Below are 19,220 nucleotides of genomic sequence, written 5' to 3'. Positions count from 1 at the left end.
CTGAACGGGCGAGGGGGCCCCCCGGCCCCCCAGGCCCCGGGGGCCCCCCCGGGGGGGCGGGCACCCCCCCCCCCCCGCCCCCCCCCGCGCCCGCCCCCCCCCCCCCCCCCCCCCCCCCCCCCCCCGCCCCCCCCCACCACCCCCCCCCCCCCCCCCGCGGCTCTTTGCTCTATGTCGCTGTTCGTGCGGTGTTACGCGGTCAGGCGGACTTCCGGCTGTCCCGCGGATGCACAGCGATGTTCATGGCGCCGGAACGCAGGACCGCCAGCCTCTCGGCCAGCACTTCCTCCAGCTCCTCGCGGGTGCGCCGCTCCATGAGCATGTCCCAGTGCGTTCGCGCCGGCTTGCCCTTCTTCTCTTCGGGGCCGTCGCCGTCCACCAGGAGTGCCTGGGCGCCGCACGCCTTGCACTCCCACTCCGGCGGAATGTCCGCCTCTACCGAGAACGGCATCTCGAATCGATGGCCGTTCTCGCATGCGTACTCCACCGCCTGGCGCGGGGCCAGATCGATGCCGCGGTCCGTCTCGTAGCTGGTAACCACGAGTCGCGTTCCGCGGAGAGCTCGCTCACTCATGAATCGTGCCTCCCGGGCTTGTCGCCCACAGGACAGGTGTCGCTGTCGTCGTCATCCGGTCAACGTCCGGTCGGCGGTAAAGATTCCCGTTCCGGGTCATGCGTCGCCCGTCGTGCCGCCCCTTGTTGTACCCACCATTGCCCGGTTTGTCACATCTGACAGAAAGTGTCACCCAGTGATTTCACTTTTCAGCACGCAGTAACGGTCCGCCTGGCAGGCCAAAGGCGTACACTAGCGGCCTTTCACTTCAACGTCTAAATCCGCTCCGGGACGGGGTTGCCCGCGGCGGCCACCGCACGCCGCACCGGGACCCGCGCCAGCAGTACGAAACCGAGCGCGAAGAAGACCACCAGAGAGATGATCGCGTCCCGATAACTGCCGGTCAGCTGGTACGCCAGGCCGAACACCAACGGCCCCAGCCAGCTCAGGCCGCGGTCGCTCATCTCGTACGCCGAGAAGTACTCGGCCTCCTTGCCGCGCGGCACCAGGTGTGAGAACAACGACCTCGACAGCGCCTGACTGCCGCCCAGAACCAGCCCGATCGCGCCCGCCAGCGCGAAGAACCAGACGGGTTCCCCGGCGGGCAGGAAGTATCCCGCCGCCAGAATCAGCGTCCATACGGCCAGCGAGGCGAGGATCGTGCGCTTGGCCCCATGCGTCCGGGCCAGCCGGCCCATCCCCAGCGCACCCGCCACCGCGAGCACCTGCACCAGCAGCACCGCGGTGATCAACGTCGTCTGCTCGAGGCCCAGCTCCTCCGAGCCGTAGATCGAGGCCTGCGAGATCACCGTCTGGACCCCGTCGTTGTAGATCAGATAGGCCAGCAGGAACGACAGCGTCAGCGGATGCCTGCGCATGTCCCGCAGCGTGGCCGTCAGCTGCCGCCATCCGGACCCGACCGCGCCCTCGCCGCTCGGCGCCACCCGCCGGTCCCGCAGCCGCCGCAGTGGCACGAGCGTGAAAGCGCCCCACCACACGCCGGCCGACGCCAGACAGATCCGCACCGCCGCCGACTCGGACAGACCGAACGACTCATGGCCCGAGTAGACGACCAGATTCAGTACCAGCACGAGCGCGCCGGACGTATAGCCGAAGGCCCAGCCCCGCGACGACACCGCATCGCGCTCGTCCGGCTCCGCGATCTGCGGCAGATAGGCGTTGTAGAGAACCATCGACACCGACAGCGACGCGTTCGCGACGATCAGGAGGAACGCGCCCAGCAGATACCGCTCACCGTCGAGGAAGAACATCCCCGTCGTCGCGGTCGCCCCTACATAGGCGGCCACCGCGAGCAACGGCTTCTTGCGTCCCGTACGGTCGGCCACCGCACCCGCCAGCGGCATCAGCAGCACCGCGACCACCACCGAGACGGACACGGCATAGGCGAAGACCGATCCCGCCCTTACCGGAATGCCCAGCGGATGCACAAAGCCGTCGGCATCCGCGGCGGCCTTGGCCACCGACGTCAGATACGGCCCCAGGAAGACGGTCAGCACACTCGTCGAGTAGACCGAGCACGCGAAGTCGTAGAAGTACCAGCCGCGTTGCTCGCGCCTGCGCTCACTCGTCCCGGTCGTCCGGTCCGCGGTGTCGGCCGTCACCCCGCGCCCCCTCGCTCGTCCCGTGGTGCAGACGCGCGGGGTTCAGACCCAGACTCCCCGGTCGGTCAGTACCGTGCGCAACGTCTCCAGATGATCGGTCATGATGCCATCCACTCCGAGGTCCAGGAGTGCTGCCATCCGATCGGCGTCGTTCACCGTCCACACATGGACCTGCAGACCCCGTGCGTGCGCGGCCGTCACAAATCGCCGGTCCACCACACGGATGCCGTTCTGCGACTCCGGGACCTGCGCACACACCGCGCCCATCCGCAGCGCCGCCGGAATTCCGTACGAACGCAGCCGCAGCCCCATCACGCCGCGCACTCCGTACGAGGTCGCCAGCCGCGGGCCCGCGAGGCGCATCGCCCGCGCCACCCGGCCCTCCGAGAACGAGCCGACGCATACCCGGTCCCACGCGCCCGCGCGGCGGATCAGGTCGACCAGCGGGACCAGCGCTGGCTCCGCCTTCATGTCCACATTCCAGCGGGCTTCCGGGAACTCCTCCAGCAGCTCCTCGAAGAGCGCCAGCGGTTCCCTGCCTCCCACCCTGGCCTGCTGGACCTCGCTCCAGGGCAGCGCCGCGACCTTGCCGCTCGCGTCCGTCACCCGGTCCAGCGTCGTGTCGTGGAAGGCGACCAGCTTGCCGTCCGCGGTGGTGTGCACATCGGTCTCGAAGTAGCGGTAACCGATGTCGGCGGCCCGCCGGAACGCGGCCGCGGTGTTCTCGATCCCGTCCGCCGCGCCGCCGCGGTGGGCGAAGGCCAGAGTGGAGGGATGGTCCAGGTAGGGGTGGAGAGTGCGCGTCACTCTCGCAGTATCGCCTGCCTCGGTGTCCCGCCGGCGACGACCGTGCTGCCGTTTTCCTCATCGGAGATGGCGAAGACGCGCAGGAACAGCTGCGCCAGCGGCCCGATGGCGAGGGCGTATGCGACCGTGCCCACCCCCACCGAACCGCCGAGCACGAAACCGGTCGCCACTACGGCCACCTCGATGGCCGTACGGACCAGCCGGATCGAACTGCCCGTGACGCGGTGCAGACCCGTCATCAGACCGTCGCGAGGACCGGGTCCGAACCGCGCCGAGATATACAGACCCGTCGCCGCGCCATTGAGCACGATGCCCCCGATCAGCAGCCCGATCTGCACCCCGAGCCCCCGCGCGTCCGGGACCAGCGCGAGCGTGCCGTCCATCGCCACGCCGATCACGAAGACATTGGAGACCGTGCCGAGCCCCGGCCGCTGCTTCATCGGAATCCACAGCAGCAGCACAACCGCGCCGACGATGATCGACACGACGCCGATCGTCAGCCCCGTCAGCTCGGCCAGGCCCTGATGCAGCACGCCCCACGGCTCAAGGCCGAGCCCACCGCGCACAAGGAGCGCCGAGCTCACTCCGTACAGCGTCAGACCGATGTACAGCTGCAGCAGTCTGCGGGTGAGATGCCTCGACGCCGTGGACACAGTGACGCCCCCCTCTGGTCGTTGTGGACTGATGCATGAGAGTCTGTGGCTACGGAACAAAGGTCATCTATGGCCAATTCGAGGAAGGTGGACTGACTTCCATGACGCAGTGGACCTCTGCGGTGGGCACGGCTCAGCTGGCCCGGCAGCTCACCTCCCAGCAGCCACGCCCGGCCGGGCCCGGCACCCGTAGGCCCCCCGCCTACCGCGCCCTTGCCGACGGCATCCGGCTGCTCGTGCTCGAAGGCCGCGTCCCCGTCGCCGCCCGGCTGCCCGCCGAACGCGAACTCGCCCTGTCGCTGTCCGTCAGCCGTACCACCGTGGCCGCGGCCTACGAGGCGCTGCGCGCCGAGGGCTTCCTGGAGTCCCGCAGGGGAGCGGGCAGCTGGACGGCCGTGCCGGCCGGGAACCCGCTGCCGGCACGCGGACTCGAACCGCTGCCGCCCGAGTCGCTGGGCTCGATGATCGACCTCGGCTGCGCCGCCCTGCCCGCGCCCGAACCCTGGCTCACCCGCAGCGTCCAGGGCGCACTCGAAGAACTGCCGCCGTACGCGCACACCCACGGCGACTATCCGGCGGGCCTGCCCGCCCTGCGTCAGATGCTCGCCGACCGCTACACCGAGCGCGGCATCCCCACCATGCCCGAGCAGATCATGGTCACCACCGGGGCGATGGGCGCGATCGACGCCATCTGCCACCTCTTCGCCGGGCGCGGCGAGCGCATCGCCGTCGAATCCCCCTCCTACGCCAACATCCTTCAGCTGATGCGTGAAGCCGGGGCTCGGCTGGTGCCGGTGGCCATGGCGGACGGGCTGACCGGCTGGGACATGCCACGCTGGCGGCAGGTGCTGCGGGACGCGGCGCCGCGGCTCGCGTATGTGGTGGCCGACTTCCACAACCCCACCGGAGCGCTGGCCGACGAGGACCAGCGCCGCCGCCTCGTCGACGCCGCACGCTCTGCGGGGACGGTCCTCGTCGTCGACGAGACCATGTCCGAGCTGCACTTGGACGAGGGCATCGACATGCCGCGGCCGGTCTGCGCCTTCGACCCGGCGGGCAGCACCGTTCTCACGGTCGGCTCGGCCAGCAAGGCGTTCTGGGCCGGCATGCGCATCGGCTGGGTGCGCGCCGCGCCGGACGTGATCCGCTCGCTGGTCGCGGCCCGCGCGTACGCCGACCTCGGCACGCCCGTCCTGGAACAGCTCGCCGTCAACTGGCTGATGCAGACCGGGGGTTGGGAGGAGGCCGTCGCCATCCGCCGGACCCAGGCGCGCGAGAACCGCGATGCGCTGGTCGCGGCGGTGCGCCGGGAGCTGCCCGACTGGGAGTTCGACGTGCCGAGCGGCGGGCTCACCCTCTGGGTGCGTACGGGAGGGCTGTCCGGATCCCGGCTCGCGGAGGTCGGCGAACGGGTGGGCGTGCGGGTGCCGTCCGGGCCGCGCTTCGGTGTCGACGGTGCCTTCGAGGGCTACGTACGGCTGCCGTTCACAGTGGGCGGTCCGGTCGCGGAGGAGGCGGCAGCGCGACTGGCGGCCTCCGCGCGCCTCGTCGCGACGGGCGCGACCACCGGCACGGAAGCGCCGCGGACGTTCGTCGCCTGAGGGCGGAGGCCTGCGGACGGAAGTCAGCCCTCGGCCGGAACGGGATCGGGCGAGCGAGCGGGCATGGGGTCGCCCGAGCGCGCCGGCACGGGGTCGGCCGAGCGGGTGGGTACGGGATCGGGCGGGAGCGCCGGCACGGGATCGGGCGAACGGACCGGCTCAGTCGGCTCGGCCCCGTCCTGGTGCTCCGGCAGCAGCTCCAGCACCGCCTGCCGGTGCGCCTCACTGGTGGCGTCGTCGTACGGGTCCGGGGTCGCCGGCACCTGAAGCCGGAGCACCGGGCCCGTGCCGAGCCGTGCGTATCCGCGGCCCGGCGGGACGTCGGGCGTCGGCGTGGTGTGCGGCTTCGTCCCCAGCGCCGACTCCACCTGCTCGAAGGTGGCGGGGCCCAGCACCACCCGGGCGCGGGTGTGCGTCCTCACGGTCTCGGTGAGCGAGTCCACGCTGTCGAACTGCTCGGCCACGACCACCGTCACCTGCGCCGCCTTGCCGTGCCGCAGCGGCACCTGCAGCAGCTGCTGCGGATCGGTGCGCCCGTCGGCCGCCGCCAGATGGCCGAAGATGCTCGGCCGGTCCAGCAGGATCCACAACGGTCGCTTGGTGTCGTCGGGCGCGGGATGCCCGGCCTGCCGGGCGCGGTTCGCGGCGATCAGCCGGCGCTCGGTCTCGTGGGCGGCCCATTCCAGGCTCGCCAGCGCCCCGCCCAGTCCGCACTCGACGGCCAGCACGCCGGTTCGCCCCGTCAGGCACGCGTACTCTCCGGTGCCGCTGCCCTCCACGATCAGTACGTCTCCGTGCTGCAGGGCCTGGAGGGCGATCGAGCGAAGCAGGGTCGTGGTGCCGCTGCCCGGCCCGCCGACGGCCAGCAGGTGCGGCTCTGTCGAGCGCGGCCCGCTGCGCCAGACGACCGGGGGCGCGTCCCGGGTCTCCTCGCCCTGCGTCACCGGCACGGTGCGCTGCACCGCGCCGTCGTCGGTGAAGCCCAGCACGGTCTCGCCGGGCACGGTGACGAAACGCTGGGCGGCGATGGAGGTGGGCAGGGCGGGCAGCACGCTCATCACGAGCTGGTTGCCCTCCTCGTCCCAGGTGAAGAGATACTCGCGGCCGCGCCCGGACTTGGCGTGCAGCAGCTGCTCGATCCGGGCCCGGGACTCGGCCTCGCCGTCGGTGAAGTACGCGGGGTAGGTCATCCGAAGCCGGGTGAGTCGGCCGTTGTCGTCGAACTCGTAGTCGCTGAAGGCCTTGTCCCATTCGCCGCCGTGGGCGAAGAGCGGCGCCGGGTCCTCGGTGACGGAGAAGTACGGCACGAGGGCCTCGTAAAGAGCCCGGAGCCGCCCGGTCTCCGCTTCGTCGGGCCCGGTCTTCACCGGTGTGCGCACCCGGCCCTTCCAGGCGGCCGCGGCCATCACCGTGATCAGGGCGACCATCGGCCCGTACGGGATGACCGCGACCACCAGGACGCAGGCCGCGATCAGGAAGAGTGTGGGACCACGCCGTTCCTTGGGCGTGGCCGCCCACTTGTGCCGGGCCGTCGCGGCCAGCTGCCGCAGACCACGGCTGATCGCGATCAGTGGGTGGAGGACGTCCGTGGCGCTGTCGGCGGCCGTGCGCGCGATCTGGCGGCTCCGGGCGATCTGTGCGCTGCCGCTGCTGAGAATGCGGGGGAGTGGTCGCCGGGCCACATCGGCCTCCTGAAGGTGCTGAAGGTACTGAAGGTGCTGGGTGGGGCTGCGGGCGTCAGAACTTGATTCCGCCCAGGAGGCTGGCGAGGCTCGCACTGCCGGCCTTGATGCTGGGGGCGATGGCGGTGCCCGCGACGAAGAAGCCGAAGAGCGAGCAGGTGATCGCGTGGGACGCCTTGAGCCCGTCCTTCCTGAGGAAGAGGAAGACGATGATCGCGAGCAGCACCACGCCTGAGATGGACAGGACCATGAGAGTTCTCCTGGTTGAGGGGACAGTCACCATGAGTTGTTCCAGGATCACAGGAAGTATCCATGTGATAAAAGGTCTAAATGGGTGAATTTCTGGGGATTTCACCGCACTGGCGGACGTCGCGTCACCGATCGGCGGGCACACTGCGCGGTTGCGCGGCACAGTGCTTCCCCTGCGCTGGTTCTCGCCGCTGCCGAGCCACGTCATGCCGATGTGCGGGCAGTACCCTGTCGATTCACTCGTACGGCGGCTCTTGCCGTGCATCCCAGGTCAACGCAGTGAAAGGCGGTCCGTCCGATGAGTGAAGCCCCGGATCCCGAGGTGATCGAACTCGCGACCAAGGTCTTCGACCTGGCCCGCCAAGGAGAGACAGAGGCCCTCGCCGCGTACATCGACGCCGGCGTCCCCGCCAACCTCACCAACGACCGTGGCGACACCCTTGTCATGCTCGCCGCCTACCACGGGCACGCAGCGGCCGTGGAAGCGCTCCTCGCCCGTGGCGCCGAGCCGGACCGGGCCAACGACCGCGGCCAGACGCCGCTCGCCGGCGCGGTCTTCAAAGGCGAGGACGCCGTCATCCGCACCCTCCTCGACGGCGGAGCCGACCCGGCGGCGGGCACGCCCTCCGCGATGGATACCGCGCGGATGTTTGGGAAGACAGAGCTCTTGGAGCTGTTCGGCGGCCGTTGAGGGGCCGTTGAGAGGCCGCTGGGATGGGTGCCGTAAATGTGGTCGCGGTGGCGAAATGGGTGGGTCATCATGACGTCGGGCCCTACCCCGGACTTCATCCGGGAGTTCCCCTGGGGCCACCGACGAGAGGCAGAGGAAGATGGTCTACACCAAGCGGAAGACGACGGGCGGCCCTACATGTTGCTTCGCGGCCTAGGCATACCCACTCCCCGGTTGCGTCGACAGCTTGATGTGAGGCTTTTCCCATGTTCGATCCAGTCATAGCGCCGAGCGGCACGCTGCTCGGCCTGCTGCAGAGGGGCCGCGGTGACGGCACGCTGCATGCGCTCGCCGCGCCGCGCGCAGAAGCGCTCGCTGCTCTCAACCACTGCGTGCTGAACGATCCCCGCCACGACTGGCAGGTCGAGAACCGCTCCCTGTACTACGCGCGCCTCTACCTGGATCTCCACGGCGGTCTCGAGGAGATCGAGCGGCACCTGTGCGACGTCGAAGACTGCCTCGACACCGACGAGGCCAGGACCGGCCTTGCGCTCGCGGTACTCGGTCACCTCGCCTCGTACGGCAGGGACGACGCCCTCGCGCTGCTGCGGCGGTACGCCGCCGGCGGCGCCAACTGGGCCTGGGCCCTCGACGAGCTCGCCCTGCGCGACGACGACAACGGCCTGCGCGCGCTGGCCGCGCCGGTCCTCGCCCGCTTCCCGGCGACCCCGGAGGGCGATGCCGAACTCGCCGTCGCCGTACGGGACGCCTTCGAACCACGGCCGTGGCGGCTGTGGGCCGAGGACCGGCGGGAGGCGATCGGCGCCCGCGTGCGCGCGGCCCGGGAAGCCGGCTCCTTCGACCGCTGGCAGCGCCAGCTGCGACCCACCGGGCCCCGGCCGGGCTGGAGCATCCAGGCCGTCTTCGACTGGGCCGACCAGGGTGTCGAGCGCGGCAGCGCCCTCCATGTGCCCGCGGCCCGCTGTCTGTCGGCGGTCGCGGGACCCGAGGACCGGCCCGCCATCGTCAAGGCCGCACGAGAAGGATCCGACGGTGCGCGCTGCGCCGCCCTGCACTATCTCGCCGAGTCACGCGACCCCGTCGTCCTCGATCTGATCGAGGCCGCGGTGTCGGTCGGCTCCCGCACCGTCGCCGACGCCGCCGTCGCCGCGTTCGAGCGGATGTGCGGCGACGAGGCCGTCGACCGGGCCCGCGGCTGGGTGCACCGGCCCGACGCGCTCGGCGCGTCAGCCGCGGGTGTCCTCGCCTGCCGGGGCGCCGCCAAGGACGACAAGCTGGTCCTCGGCGCGCTGCGCGAGACCGTACGGGCCGACGGGCCCGACGCACCGCTGCTGTGGAGACTGGTCGACGGGGCCGGACGGCTCGGCATCGGCTGCGCCGCACCCGTACTGCGCCATGTGTACCGGGAGACCGCGTCCTCGCAGCTGCGCGGGTGCGCGGCCCGCGCGCTCGCCGCCACCGACGCCTCCTTCGCCACCGGATTCGCCGTCGAATGCCTGTGGGACTGCGAGGAGACCACCAGAGAAGTCGGCGCGCTGCACGCCGAGACCGGTGATGTGCGTGTTGCCGAGCGATTGCGCCGACTGGCAGCCGATCCGGCCGAGGAGGCAGAGGTGCAAACCGCCGTACGCAGCAGAATCGGCCCGGACATGCCCGCCGTATGACATTCGGGACGCGAAACGGCCCCGGCCACAAACGCTCACGGGACGTTAGCCAAGGGGAAAGATCCACGTTGGCACAGCCACCCCGGGCCAGACGACAACTCGGGTATGCGTGTCGTCATCGTCACCGAATCCTTTCCGCCAGACGTCAATGGTGTGGCGCACTGCGCCCTGCAGACCGCCCGGCACCTCGCCGTGCGCGGTCATGACCCGCTCGTCATAGCCCCGGCGGTCGCCGGGGCCGACAGCTCCGACCGGAGCGCGCCCTGCCCCGTGGTGCGTGTCCCCTCTCTGCCACTGCCCGGATATCCGCAAGTACGGGTGGCGCTCCCCAGCCGCCGGGTGGCGGCCGCGATCGCCGCCCACCGGGCCGAGCTCGTCCATCTGGCCAGCCCGTTCGTGCTCGGCGTGCGCGGCATGGCCGCAGCGGCGCGGCTGGGCCTGCCGGCCGTCGCCGTCTACCAGACCGACCTCGCGGGCTATGCCCGTACGTACGTGGGCGCCGGCGAAGGGGCCGCGTGGCGGCGCATCCGTACCGTGCACAGCGCCGCGGACCGCACGCTCGCGCCCTCCAGCGCCGCCCTGCGCGATCTGGAGGAGCACGGGGTGGAGCGGGTGCGGCTGTGGCCTCGCGGCGTGGACACCGCACGTTTCCGGCCAGAGCTGCGGGACGAGCAACTGCGCCGCGAGCTCGCCCCCAACGGCGAGCTGATCGTCGGCTATGTCGGCCGGCTCGCCCCCGAGAAGCATGTCGAGCTCCTCGCCGGGGCCTGCGGGATGCCCGGCGTACGGGTCGTGGTCGTCGGCGACGGGCCGAGCGAGCCGTCGCTGCGCACCGCACTGCCCGGGGCCGTCTTCCTCGGCCGCAGGACCGGCGACGATCTCGCCCGGATCTTCGCCTCGCTCGACGTCTTCGCCCACACCGGTCCGTACGAGACCTTCTGCCAGACCGTGCAGGAGGCCATGGCCAGTGGGGTGCCGGTCATTGCGCCGGCCGCGGGCGGACCGCTCGACCTGGTCGACCACGGGCGTACCGGGATGCTGGTCGAGCCGCGGAACGTGGACGCGGTGCAGAGCGCGGTCGCGACGCTGGCCGGGGACCCGGCGCTGCGTGCCGCCTACGGGCTGGCCGGACGGGCCGCCGTCGAGGGCAGGACCTGGGCGGTGATCGGGGACCTGCTCCTCGACCACTACGCCGAGGTGCTCGGCGCGCGTACGGCGGTGGCGGCATGAGCGGGCTGCGGATCGTACGGCTCGCGAACTTCGTCACCCCGGCATCCGGCGGCCTGCGCACCGCGCTGCGCGAGCTCGGCAAGGGCTATCTGGCCGCGGGCCACGAGCCCGTGCTGATCGTGCCCGGTGACCTGGCGAGCGACCAGCTCACCCCGCAGGGACGGGTGATCACCCTGCCCGGACCCGAGCTGCCGGGTACCGGCGGCTACCGGGTGCTGGCAGGCCGGCGGCGGCTGCGCGACGTCCTGGAACGCATCGAACCCGACCGGATCGAGGTCTCCGACCGCACCACCCTGCGGTGGACCGGCGAGTGGGCCCGGCGCCACCGGATCCCCTCGGTGATGGTCTCGCACGAGACGGCCGACGGGGTGCTCAGGACGTGGGGGCTCTCGGAGTCGCTCGCGGCCCGGACCGCGGACCGGCTCAACCGCCACACCGCGTGGGCGTATTCGCGGATCGTCTGCACGACGGAGTGGGCGGAGCGGGAGTTCGTCCGCATCGGGGCGCGCAATGTGGTGCGCGCGCCCCTCGGCGTCGATCTGGTCGGCTGCAGGCCGGGACGGCGCAGCAAGGTCCTGCGCGCGAAGTACGCCGCCGGGGCCGAAGTGCTTCTGCTGCTCTGCTCCCGCCTCTCGGTCGAGAAGCGCCCGGGCATGGCTCTGGACGCGCTCGCCGAGCTGCGGGAACGCGGTGTGCGGGCCTCCCTGGTGGTCGCGGGCGACGGCCCCCTGCGGGCCGCGCTGACCCGCAGGGCCCGAGCGGAGCGGCTGCCCGCGGTCTTCCTCGGCTATGTCGGCGACCGCGAGCTGGTGGCCGACCTCCAGGCGGCCGCGGACCTCTGCCTGGCGCCGGGTCCCGCGGAGACCTTCGGGCTCTCTGCTCTGGAGGCGCTGGCCTGCGGCACGCCGGTCGTGGCGAGCGCGTCGTCGGCGCTGCCGGAGGTGGTGGGCGACGCGGGAGCGGCGGCGCTCGACACTCCGGAGGACTTCGCCGACGCGGTGCAGAGCCTGCTCGCCCGCCCGGAGAACGACCGCCGCGAGGCGGCCAGGGCGCGGGCCGAACTCTTCGACTGGCAACGCTCGGTAGAGGCGTTCCTGGCGGCGCACGAGGCCCCGCCGGTGCGCGAGCGTGCACACGGAGAAGGGGTGACGGCGTGACGGCGGGCCGGGGCGCCACGCTGGTGGACGAGCCGGGCTCGGAGGGTCCGGAGGGGGGCGCGGAGGCCTCCCGGCCCGGGGCGAAGGTGCGCGTCGAAGCTCTTGATGCGGAACGTCAACGCGTCATTGGGGGCGCCTCGGCGGTCGGGGACGGCGCGCAGGTGGTGGCGTACGTGTCCAAGGCTGCGGTCGTGGCTCCGATGGTCGGGGACGGTGTCCCGGTGGGTGCGTATGGCTCCGGGGCTGCGGTTGTGGCTCCGGTGGTCGGGGATGGCTCCTCGGCGGGCGGGTACGTGTCCACGGCTGCCGTAGTTGCCCCGGCGGTGGGGCACGGCGCCCGCGTGGACGGATACGCCTCCAACGCCGCCGTCGTGGCTCCGGTGGTCGGGGATGGTGCCTGGGTGGACGGGCACGCCTGCACGGCTGCCGGCGTAACCCCGCCAGTCAGCCACCGCTCGCCCGGCGACGGGCTCGCCCCCCAACCCCACTCGCGCGCGCCCCGTTTCGCCGCTCTCGGTGACTCCCTCACCGAAGGCGTCGGCGATCGCGTCGATGGCCACTGGCGGGGATGGGCCGCTCTGCTCGCCTCGGGGATCGGGGGCGGCGACGCGCCCGCCGAGTTCCGGAACTTCGCCGTCAGCGGAGCGCTCACCGGGGACGTCGCCGAGCGGCAGACCCCCGAGGCGCTGGCGTTCGAACCCGACATCGCCGCCGTACTCGTCGGGGTCAACGACACCCTGCGCCGCACCTTCGACATCGAGGACATGGCCCGGCAGCTCGACGCCGTGTGCAAGCAGCTCGTGGCCCGCGGCACCGTGCTGCTGACCGCGTGTCTGCCCGACCCCGGCAGCATGCTCGGGCTTCCCCTGCCGCTGGCCCGCCCGCTCGCCAGGCGTCAGCGGGCGGTCAACGCGGTCGTCCACGCCCTGTCCGACCGTTACGGCGCCGTACATCTGCATGCTGCGGACGCCGCCTGGGTCGCCGATCGGTCCATGTGGAGCGCAGACCGGCTGCATCCGGGCGAGCGTGGACACCGGATGATCGCCCGGCGCTTCCACGAGCTGCTGGCCGAGCGCGGCCTCGCCCATGGGACGGCGCCCGGCGGCGAGCCCGAGCAGCGCCCGCCGAGCCGGTCCGCGTCCGTGCTGTGGCTCGCCACGGCCGGCACCGCGTGGGTGGCGCGCCGCTGCACCGACCTGCTGCCGCAGCTGATGAGGCTGGCGGGCGCGGAGGTACGCCACTGGGCGCGCGGCACCAGCGCACGCCTGGACCTGAGCGCCGAGCACGCCCTCTCGTCCGCGCTGGCCTCCGTGTCACCGGACGGTCCCCTTGCCAGAATGGGGGAATGAGCGGGCGCTGGGAGTTCTGGATCGACCGTGGCGGCACCTTCACCGACGTCGTGGGCCGACGCCCCGACGGACGGCTCGTGACCCGGAAGCTGCTCTCGCACAACCCGGAGCGGTACCGCGACGCGGCCGTCGCCGGGATCCGGCTGCTCCTCGGCGTCGGCCAGGACGAACCCGTCCCGGCCGACCGTGTCGACAGCGTGAAGATGGGCACGACCGTCGCCACCAACGCCCTCCTCGAGCGGCGCGGCGAGCCGACCGTCCTCGTCATCACCGAGGGATTCCGGGACGCGCTGCGCATCGCGTACCAGAACCGGCCCCGGCTCTTCGACCGTCGGATCCTGCTCCCGGAGGCTGTGTACGAGCGCGTCATCGAGGTCCCTGAACGCGTCGACGCCCACGGCGAGAGAGTCCGCCCGCTCGACCTGGCCGCCGTCACCGAGCAGTTGAAGGCCGCCCGCGCCGACGGCTTCCACGCCGCCGCCGTCGTGCTGCTGCACGGCTACCGCCACCCCGCCCACGAGACCCGCGTCGCCGACGAGGCCCGCGCGCTCGGCTTCACCCAGGTCAGCTGCTCCCACGAGGTCAGCCCGCTGATCAAACTGGTGCCGCGCGGCGACACCACCGTCGTCGACGCGTACCTCTCGCCGATCCTGCGACGCTACGTCGACGAGGTCGCGGCCGAACTCGACGGCATCCGCCTGATGTTCATGCAGTCCAACGGCGGACTGCGCGAGGCCACCCACTTCCGCGGCAAGGACGCCGTGCTGTCCGGCCCGGCCGGCGGCGTCGTCGGCATGGCCAGGACCGCCGAACAGGCCGGTTTCTGCCGGGTCATCGGCTTCGACATGGGCGGCACATCCACCGATGTTTCGCACTACGCCGGCGAGTTCGAGCGCGAGCTCGGCACGCAGGTCGCCGGCGTACGGATGCGCGCTCCGATGATGAACATCCACACCGTCGCGGCCGGCGGCGGCTCCGTCCTCCACTTCGACGGCCGTCGCTACCGCGTGGGACCCGGCTCCGCCGGCGCCGTGCCCGGCCCCGCCTGCTACCGCCGCGGTGGCCCCCTCACCGTCACCGACGCCAATGTGATGCTCGGCCGCATCCAGCCCGGCCACTTCCCCGCCGTCTTCGGCCCGGACGGCGATCAGCCGCTGGACGCCGACACCGTGCGTGAACAGTTCACCGAACTGGCCGGTGAGGTACGCAAGGAGACCGGCACGGAACGGACCCCCGAGGAGGTCGCGGCCGGTTTCCTGGAGATCGCCGTCCTCAATATGGCGAACGCCGTCAAGAAGATCTCCGTACAGCGCGGGCACGACATCACCCGCTACGCCCTCACCTCCTTCGGCGGCGCGGGCGGCCAGCACGCCTGCGCCGTTGCCGACGCCCTCGGCGTCGACACCGTCATCGTTCCGCCGCTGGCCGGGGTGCTCTCCGCGTACGGCATCGGGCTCGCCGACGCGACCGCCATGCGCGAGCAGTCCGTCGAGGCGGAACTGGACGAGGCCGCCCTCGGACGCGTACGCGCACTCTGCGACGATCTCGCCGCCCGCACCCGCGCCGAACTGCGCGCCGACGCCGTCCCGGACGCCGCGATCAGCACGCACGCGCGCGTGCTGCTCCGTTACGCGGGAACGGACGCCAGTCTGCCCGTGCCGCTGGACACCGTCAGCGCCATGAAGGAGGCCTTCGAAACGACCCACCGTGCCCGCTACGCGTTCACCATGGACAAGCCGCTCGTCGTGGAGGCGGTCTCTGTCGAGGCGGTGGGAACGGCGGGGGAGCACGGCGCATACGTCGTCGAAGAGACGGCGGGCGAAGGGGAGTTCGCCCCGCGCACCGTGGTGCGGATGTTCGTGGACGGCGAGCGGCGCCAGACGCCCCTGTACCGGCGGGCGGACCTGGGCCCCGGCGACGCCGTGGAGGGGCCCGCGATCATCGCAGAGGCCGACGCCACCACCGTGGTCGACCCGGGCTGGCGCGCGGCCGCCGACGAGAGCGGGCATCTGCTGCTCACGCGTGTGCGCCCCCGCCCGGGCAGGGCCGCTGTCGGCACCGACGTGGACCCCGTCCTCCTGGAGGTCTTCAACAATCTCTTCATGGCCATCGCCGAGCAGATGGGCGTCCGCCTGGAGAACACCGCCCACTCCGTCAACATCAAGGAGCGGCTCGACTTCTCCTGCGCACTCTTCGACGCGGACGGCAATCTGATCGCCAACGCACCCCACATTCCCGTACATCTCGGCTCGATGGGCGAGTCCATCAAGGAGGTGCTGCGCCGCAACGAGGGCGTGATGCGGCCGGGCGATGTCTACGCGATCAACGACCCGTACCACGGCGGCACTCATCTCCCCGACGTCACGGTCGTGACGCCCGTGTTCGAGGGGAACGACCTGCGCTTCCTGGTGGCCTCGCGCGGCCATCACGCCGAGATCGGCGGCATCACCCCCGGCTCCATGCCCGCCTTCAGCCGCACCGTGGACGAGGAGGGTGTGCTCTTCGACAACTGGCTGCTCGTACGGGACGGGCGACTCCGCGAGGCCGAGACGCGAGAGCTGCTGACCACCGCTCCCCACCCGTCCCGCGCGCCGGACACCAACCTCGCCGACCTGCGCGCCCAGATCGCCGCCAACGAGAAGGGGATCGCCGAACTGCGCCGGATGGTCGACCAGTTCGGACTCGATGTCGTCCAGGCCTATATGCAGCATGTCCGGGACAACGCCGAGGAGTCGGTGCGCCGCATCGTCGCAGGGCTGAGCGACGGCTCGTATCGCTACGAGACCGACGGCGGGGCAGTCATTCAGGTGGCGTTGCGGGTGGACCGTGACGAGCGCAGCGCCGTCATCGACTTCACCGGCACCTCGCCGCAGCAGCCAGGGAACTTCAACGCTCCCAAGTCCGTGGTGATGGCAGCGGTGTTGTACGTGTTCCGGACGCTCGTCGCCGACGACATTCCGCTCAACAGCGGCTGCCTGGAGCCGCTGGAGGTGCGGGTGCCGGAGGGCTCGATGCTCGCGCCCGTACATCCGGCGGCGACTGTCGCGGGCAATGTGGAGACCTCGCAGGCCGTCACGGGCGCGCTGTATGCCGCGCTCGGCGTCCAGGCCGAGGGCTCGGGCACGATGAACAACCTGACCTTCGGCAACGACCGTGTGCAGTACTACGAGACGGTGGCCAGCGGCTCCGGAGCGGGCGACGGCTTCGACGGCGCCGACGCCGTACAGACCCATATGACCAACTCGCGCCTCACCGACCCCGAAGTGCTGGAGTGGCGCTACCCGGTGCGGGTGGACGCCTTCGCCGTACGGGAGGGCAGCGGCGGCCGGGGACGCTGGAAGGGCGGAAGCGGAGTGGTCCGCAAAATCCGCTTCCTGGAGCCGATGACGGTCGCGCTGCTCACCGGGCACCGCCGCGTCCCGCCGTACGGCATGGCGGGCGGCGAGGCGGGCGCGCTCGGCAGGAACGTCGTGGAGCGTGCCGACGGAAGCGTGACGGAGCTGCACGGCGTGGACTCGGTGGATGTCGGCCCCGGGGACGTGCTCGTGATGCACACACCCGGGGGCGGGGGCTACGGCAAGCCCGATTCGTAGCCGGCGGACCGGGCGGAGCGAATCGGGACGGCACGATTCGAGACGTCACGAATCAGGTCGAAACGCACCGGGTCGAAACGCACCGGGTCGAAACGCACCGGGTCGAAACGCACCGGGTCGAAACGCACCGGCGTGCCGGGCACGGCCTGAGCCGCCGCCGCGAGATCCCGCTCGTCGACCACCGCCACCACCGGGTAGCCGCCGGTGGTGGGATGGTCGGCGAGAAAGACCACCGGGCAGCCGTCCGGCGGCACTTGGACCGCCCCCAGCACCATGCCCTCGCTGGGGAGTTCGCCTCGTACGGCGCGCTCGAGGGACGGCCCTTCGGTACGCAGCCCGATGCGGTTGCTCGCCGAGGAGACCCGGTACGCGCCTCGGGCCAGGGTGTTCAGCGCCGCGTCCGTGAACCAGTCGGCGCGCGGCCCGAGCCGGACCCGCAGCACCAGTTCGGCCGGCGGGGCGGGCCACGGCACGCCGCCGTCGAGCCGGGCCGGCGGGCCGGCCGGCTTCCCGAGCGGCAGGACCGAGCCGTCCGCGAGGGGCGGGGGGCCGAGTCCGGAGAGCAGATCGGTGGAGCGGCTGCCGAGCACCGGATCGACCGCGACCCCGCCGGCGAAAGCCACATAGGTGCGCACGCCGCGCACCGCCGGGCCCGCCTCCAGCAGCGATCCCGCGGCGATGCGCACCGGCGCGCCCCACGCCGCCGGCCGCCCGTCGACCGTGACGGAGCACGGCGCGCCGCCCACCGCCACGGTCACCGCGCAACGCGGCCGCAGAGCACACCCGTTGATCGTGGTCTCCAGGACCGCGGCCCTCGGGGTGTTGCCGACGAGACGGTTGACGAGAGCGGCCGAGTGCGGGTCGAGCGCCCCGGAGCGCGGCACCCCCAAGTGGGCATGTCCGGGCCGCCCCAGATCCTGCACAGTGGTCAGCGCCCCGGCCCGTACGACGGCGAAGGCCCTGTCGGTCATCGGCGGATCCCGGCACGCTCCGGCACAAAACGCACCCGCGTCCCCGGCGAGAGCAGCGCGGCGGGCTCCCGCGCCGGATCCCACAGCACGGTGTTCGCCGTCCCGATCAGCTGCCAGCCGCCGGGGGACGAGCGGGGATACACCCCGGTGTACGGACCGGCCAGGGCGAGCGCCCCGGCCGGGACGGAGGTGCGCGGGGTGGCCCTGCGCGGGACCGCGTACTGCTGCGGCAGCCCCGTCAGATAGCCGAATCCGGGGGAGAACCCGCAGAAGGCGACCCGGAATTCGGCCGCGGAATGGATCCCTGCGACCTCCTCCTCCGGCACCTGCCACAGCGCCGCGACATCCGCCAGGTCGGGCCCGTCGTAACGCACCGGAACCTCGATCGCGTCCTGCACGCGCGCGTGGAGCGGCGGAATCTCCCACTGAGCGAGCTCCCTGGCGAATTGCTCCGGGCCGTCGAGCCCGTCGAGGAGCACCGTCCGCGCGGCGGGCACGATCTCCCGGATCGCGGGCAGGGCGCCGGCGGCACGTCGACGCAGCAGTTCGGCATGGAGCGCGCCGGCCTCGTCCCCGTCGGCCAGCTCGACGAGGAGAGCCCGGTCGCCGACCGGAAGTGCTCTCATACGAAGGCCTCCACCCGGACCCCGACGCTCTCCAGCTGGTGTCGCACCCGACGGGCGAGCGTGACGGCCCCCTGAGTGTCGCCGTGCAGGCAGAGCGAGCGGGCACGCACCGCGACCGACCGTCCGCAACGCGAAGTGATCACCCCGAACCGCGCCATGCTGACGGACCGTTCGACGACCGCGGCCGGGTCGCTGAGCACCGCGCCGTCCTGTCCGCGCGGCACGAGCGTGCCCTCCGCGGTGTACGCCCGGTCCGCGAACGCCTCGGTGACGACGGGCAGTCCGGCCTTCTCCGCCATGGTGTGCAGCTTCGATCCGGGCAGCCCGAGCAGCGGCAGCCGCTCGCCCGACAGCAGTACGCCTTCAACGACGGCCGCCGCCTGCTCCTCGTCGTGGACGACTCGGTTGTACAGAGCGCCGTGCGGTTTGACGTACGAGACACGTGACCCGGCCGCCCGCGCGAAGATCTCCAACGCCCCTATCTGGTAGGCGATCTCGGCGGCCAGCTCGTCGGGCGGCACGTCCATGGAGCGCCGTCCGAAGCCGGCCAGATCGCGGTACGAGACCTGGGCGCCGATCCGCACCGAGCGGTCCGCCGCCAGCTCACAGACCCGGCGCATGGTGGCCGCGTCCCCGGCGTGAAAGCCGCAGGCGACATTGGCGCTGGTGACGACGGACATCAGCTGTTCGTCGTCGGTCAGCCGCCAGCGGCCGAAGCCTTCGCCGAGGTCGGCGTTGAGATCGATGGACGCCCAGGTCATGTGCTCCCCTT

The 19,220-nt window shown here is 72.0% G+C and carries 16 protein-coding genes; 7 read left to right on the top strand and 9 right to left on the bottom strand.

Going from position 1 to position 19,220, the window contains the following annotated elements; genetic code table 11:
* Positions 1-199: 199 nt before the first annotated feature.
* The 4 genes from ACFYWY_RS33765 to ACFYWY_RS33750 all read right to left on the bottom strand — a co-directional run bounded on the left by ACFYWY_RS33765 (position 200) and on the right by ACFYWY_RS33750 (position 3,635).
* Positions 200-574, bottom strand: coding sequence for an RNA polymerase-binding protein RbpA (locus ACFYWY_RS33765; protein WP_161311542.1), 375 nt, complete (start codon positions 572-574; stop codon positions 200-202).
* 254 nt (positions 575-828) lie between these two features.
* Entirely contained in the window at positions 829-2,175 is a 1,347-nt protein-coding gene (locus tag ACFYWY_RS33760; protein ID WP_389193856.1) for an MFS transporter, read from the bottom strand.
* Between the two features lie 42 nt (positions 2,176-2,217).
* The gene (locus ACFYWY_RS33755) at positions 2,218-2,982 is read right to left on the bottom strand and encodes a glycerophosphodiester phosphodiesterase (protein WP_389193853.1); all 765 of its coding nucleotides are present in this window, start codon (positions 2,980-2,982) and stop codon (positions 2,218-2,220) included.
* Positions 2,979-3,635 carry a YitT family protein gene (locus ACFYWY_RS33750; RefSeq protein WP_389193850.1) on the bottom strand — a complete coding sequence of 219 codons (657 nt, stop codon included), beginning with the start codon at positions 3,633-3,635 and terminating at the stop codon, positions 2,979-2,981. Before ACFYWY_RS33750 ends, ACFYWY_RS33755 begins: the two co-directional genes overlap by 4 nt.
* Before the next feature lie 101 nt (positions 3,636-3,736).
* On the opposite strand from ACFYWY_RS33750, the gene ACFYWY_RS33745 reads away from it, so the two are divergent.
* On the top strand, positions 3,737-5,236 hold the full coding sequence (locus ACFYWY_RS33745) for a PLP-dependent aminotransferase family protein (protein WP_389193847.1): 1,500 nt from the start codon (positions 3,737-3,739) through the stop codon (positions 5,234-5,236).
* Between the two features lie 23 nt (positions 5,237-5,259).
* Here the strand turns inward: ACFYWY_RS33745 and ACFYWY_RS33740 are convergent, their stop codons facing one another.
* On the bottom strand, positions 5,260-6,918 hold the full coding sequence (locus tag ACFYWY_RS33740; RefSeq protein ID WP_389193844.1) for a hypothetical protein: 1,659 nt from the start codon (positions 6,916-6,918) through the stop codon (positions 5,260-5,262).
* 55 nt (positions 6,919-6,973) lie between these two features.
* The gene (locus tag ACFYWY_RS33735) at positions 6,974-7,168 is read right to left on the bottom strand and encodes a hypothetical protein (protein ID WP_389193841.1); all 195 of its coding nucleotides are present in this window, start codon (positions 7,166-7,168) and stop codon (positions 6,974-6,976) included.
* Positions 7,169-7,465: 297 nt separating this feature from the next.
* Here ACFYWY_RS33735 and ACFYWY_RS33730 point away from each other — a divergent pair, with 297 nt between their 5' ends.
* From ACFYWY_RS33730 to ACFYWY_RS33705, 6 genes are all read left to right on the top strand, one after another.
* The gene (locus ACFYWY_RS33730; protein WP_389193838.1) at positions 7,466-7,858 is read left to right on the top strand and encodes an ankyrin repeat domain-containing protein; all 393 of its coding nucleotides are present in this window, start codon (positions 7,466-7,468) and stop codon (positions 7,856-7,858) included.
* A gap of 245 nt (positions 7,859-8,103) precedes the next feature.
* Positions 8,104-9,522 carry a HEAT repeat domain-containing protein gene (locus tag ACFYWY_RS33725; protein WP_389193835.1) on the top strand — a complete coding sequence of 473 codons (1,419 nt, stop codon included), beginning with the start codon at positions 8,104-8,106 and terminating at the stop codon, positions 9,520-9,522.
* A gap of 105 nt (positions 9,523-9,627) precedes the next feature.
* A complete protein-coding gene (locus ACFYWY_RS33720) occupies positions 9,628-10,752 on the top strand; it encodes a glycosyltransferase family 4 protein (protein WP_389193832.1) in 1,125 nt (374 codons plus the stop codon).
* Positions 10,749-11,909 (top strand): glycosyltransferase, encoded by a 1,161-nt coding sequence (locus tag ACFYWY_RS33715; protein WP_389193829.1) that lies wholly within the window; start codon positions 10,749-10,751, stop codon positions 11,907-11,909. Before ACFYWY_RS33720 ends, ACFYWY_RS33715 begins: the two co-directional genes overlap by 4 nt.
* The gene (locus ACFYWY_RS33710; protein ID WP_389193826.1) at positions 11,906-13,258 is read left to right on the top strand and encodes an SGNH/GDSL hydrolase family protein; all 1,353 of its coding nucleotides are present in this window, start codon (positions 11,906-11,908) and stop codon (positions 13,256-13,258) included. Before ACFYWY_RS33715 ends, ACFYWY_RS33710 begins: the two co-directional genes overlap by 4 nt.
* Positions 13,255-16,851, top strand: a complete 3,597-nt coding sequence (locus ACFYWY_RS33705) for a hydantoinase B/oxoprolinase family protein (RefSeq protein ID WP_389193823.1) — start codon at positions 13,255-13,257, stop codon at positions 16,849-16,851. Before ACFYWY_RS33710 ends, ACFYWY_RS33705 begins: the two co-directional genes overlap by 4 nt.
* On the opposite strand, the gene ACFYWY_RS33700 is transcribed toward ACFYWY_RS33705, so the two are convergent.
* From ACFYWY_RS33700 to ACFYWY_RS33690, 3 genes are read right to left on the bottom strand one after another with little or no spacing between them, the layout of a single operon-like run.
* The gene (locus ACFYWY_RS33700) at positions 16,830-17,822 is read right to left on the bottom strand and encodes a biotin-dependent carboxyltransferase family protein (protein ID WP_389193820.1); all 993 of its coding nucleotides are present in this window, start codon (positions 17,820-17,822) and stop codon (positions 16,830-16,832) included. The genes ACFYWY_RS33705 and ACFYWY_RS33700 overlap by 22 nt on opposite strands.
* Positions 17,819-18,448: a 5-oxoprolinase subunit PxpB gene (pxpB, locus tag ACFYWY_RS33695; protein ID WP_389193817.1), complete on the bottom strand. Its 630-nt coding sequence runs from the start codon at positions 18,446-18,448 to the stop codon at positions 17,819-17,821. The genes ACFYWY_RS33700 and pxpB overlap by 4 nt, the downstream gene beginning before the upstream one ends.
* Complete coding sequence (locus tag ACFYWY_RS33690) at positions 18,445-19,209, bottom strand: LamB/YcsF family protein (protein WP_389193814.1); 765 nt, start codon at positions 19,207-19,209, stop codon at positions 18,445-18,447. Before ACFYWY_RS33690 ends, pxpB begins: the two co-directional genes overlap by 4 nt.
* Between the last annotated feature and the right edge of the window lie 11 nt (positions 19,210-19,220).

This window comes from Streptomyces sp. NPDC002870 (assembly GCF_042888505.1).
Classification (GTDB): Bacteria; Actinomycetota; Actinomycetes; order Streptomycetales; family Streptomycetaceae; genus Streptomyces.
The sequence above is the reverse complement of the archived record's forward strand: the minus strand, read 5'-3'. Positions and strand labels throughout refer to the sequence as shown.

Excerpts from the sequence above, each read along its gene's own strand:
- ACFYWY_RS33765 (WP_161311542.1), bottom strand. The coding sequence starts at position 574 with ATGAGTGAGCGAGCTCTCCGCGGAACGCGACTCGTGGTTACCAGCTAC.
- ACFYWY_RS33745 (WP_389193847.1), top strand. The coding sequence starts at position 3,737 with ATGACGCAGTGGACCTCTGCGGTGGGCACGGCTCAGCTGGCCCGGCAG.
- ACFYWY_RS33735 (WP_389193841.1), bottom strand. The coding sequence starts at position 7,168 with ATGGTCCTGTCCATCTCAGGCGTGGTGCTGCTCGCGATCATCGTCTTC.
- ACFYWY_RS33730 (WP_389193838.1), top strand. The coding sequence starts at position 7,466 with ATGAGTGAAGCCCCGGATCCCGAGGTGATCGAACTCGCGACCAAGGTC.
- ACFYWY_RS33725 (WP_389193835.1), top strand. The coding sequence starts at position 8,104 with ATGTTCGATCCAGTCATAGCGCCGAGCGGCACGCTGCTCGGCCTGCTG.
- ACFYWY_RS33720 (WP_389193832.1), top strand. The coding sequence starts at position 9,628 with ATGCGTGTCGTCATCGTCACCGAATCCTTTCCGCCAGACGTCAATGGT.
- ACFYWY_RS33715 (WP_389193829.1), top strand. The coding sequence starts at position 10,749 with ATGAGCGGGCTGCGGATCGTACGGCTCGCGAACTTCGTCACCCCGGCA.
- ACFYWY_RS33705 (WP_389193823.1), top strand. The coding sequence starts at position 13,255 with ATGAGCGGGCGCTGGGAGTTCTGGATCGACCGTGGCGGCACCTTCACC.
- ACFYWY_RS33700 (WP_389193820.1), bottom strand. The coding sequence starts at position 17,822 with ATGACCGACAGGGCCTTCGCCGTCGTACGGGCCGGGGCGCTGACCACT.
- pxpB (WP_389193817.1), bottom strand. The coding sequence starts at position 18,448 with ATGAGAGCACTTCCGGTCGGCGACCGGGCTCTCCTCGTCGAGCTGGCC.
- ACFYWY_RS33690 (WP_389193814.1), bottom strand. The coding sequence starts at position 19,209 with ATGACCTGGGCGTCCATCGATCTCAACGCCGACCTCGGCGAAGGCTTC.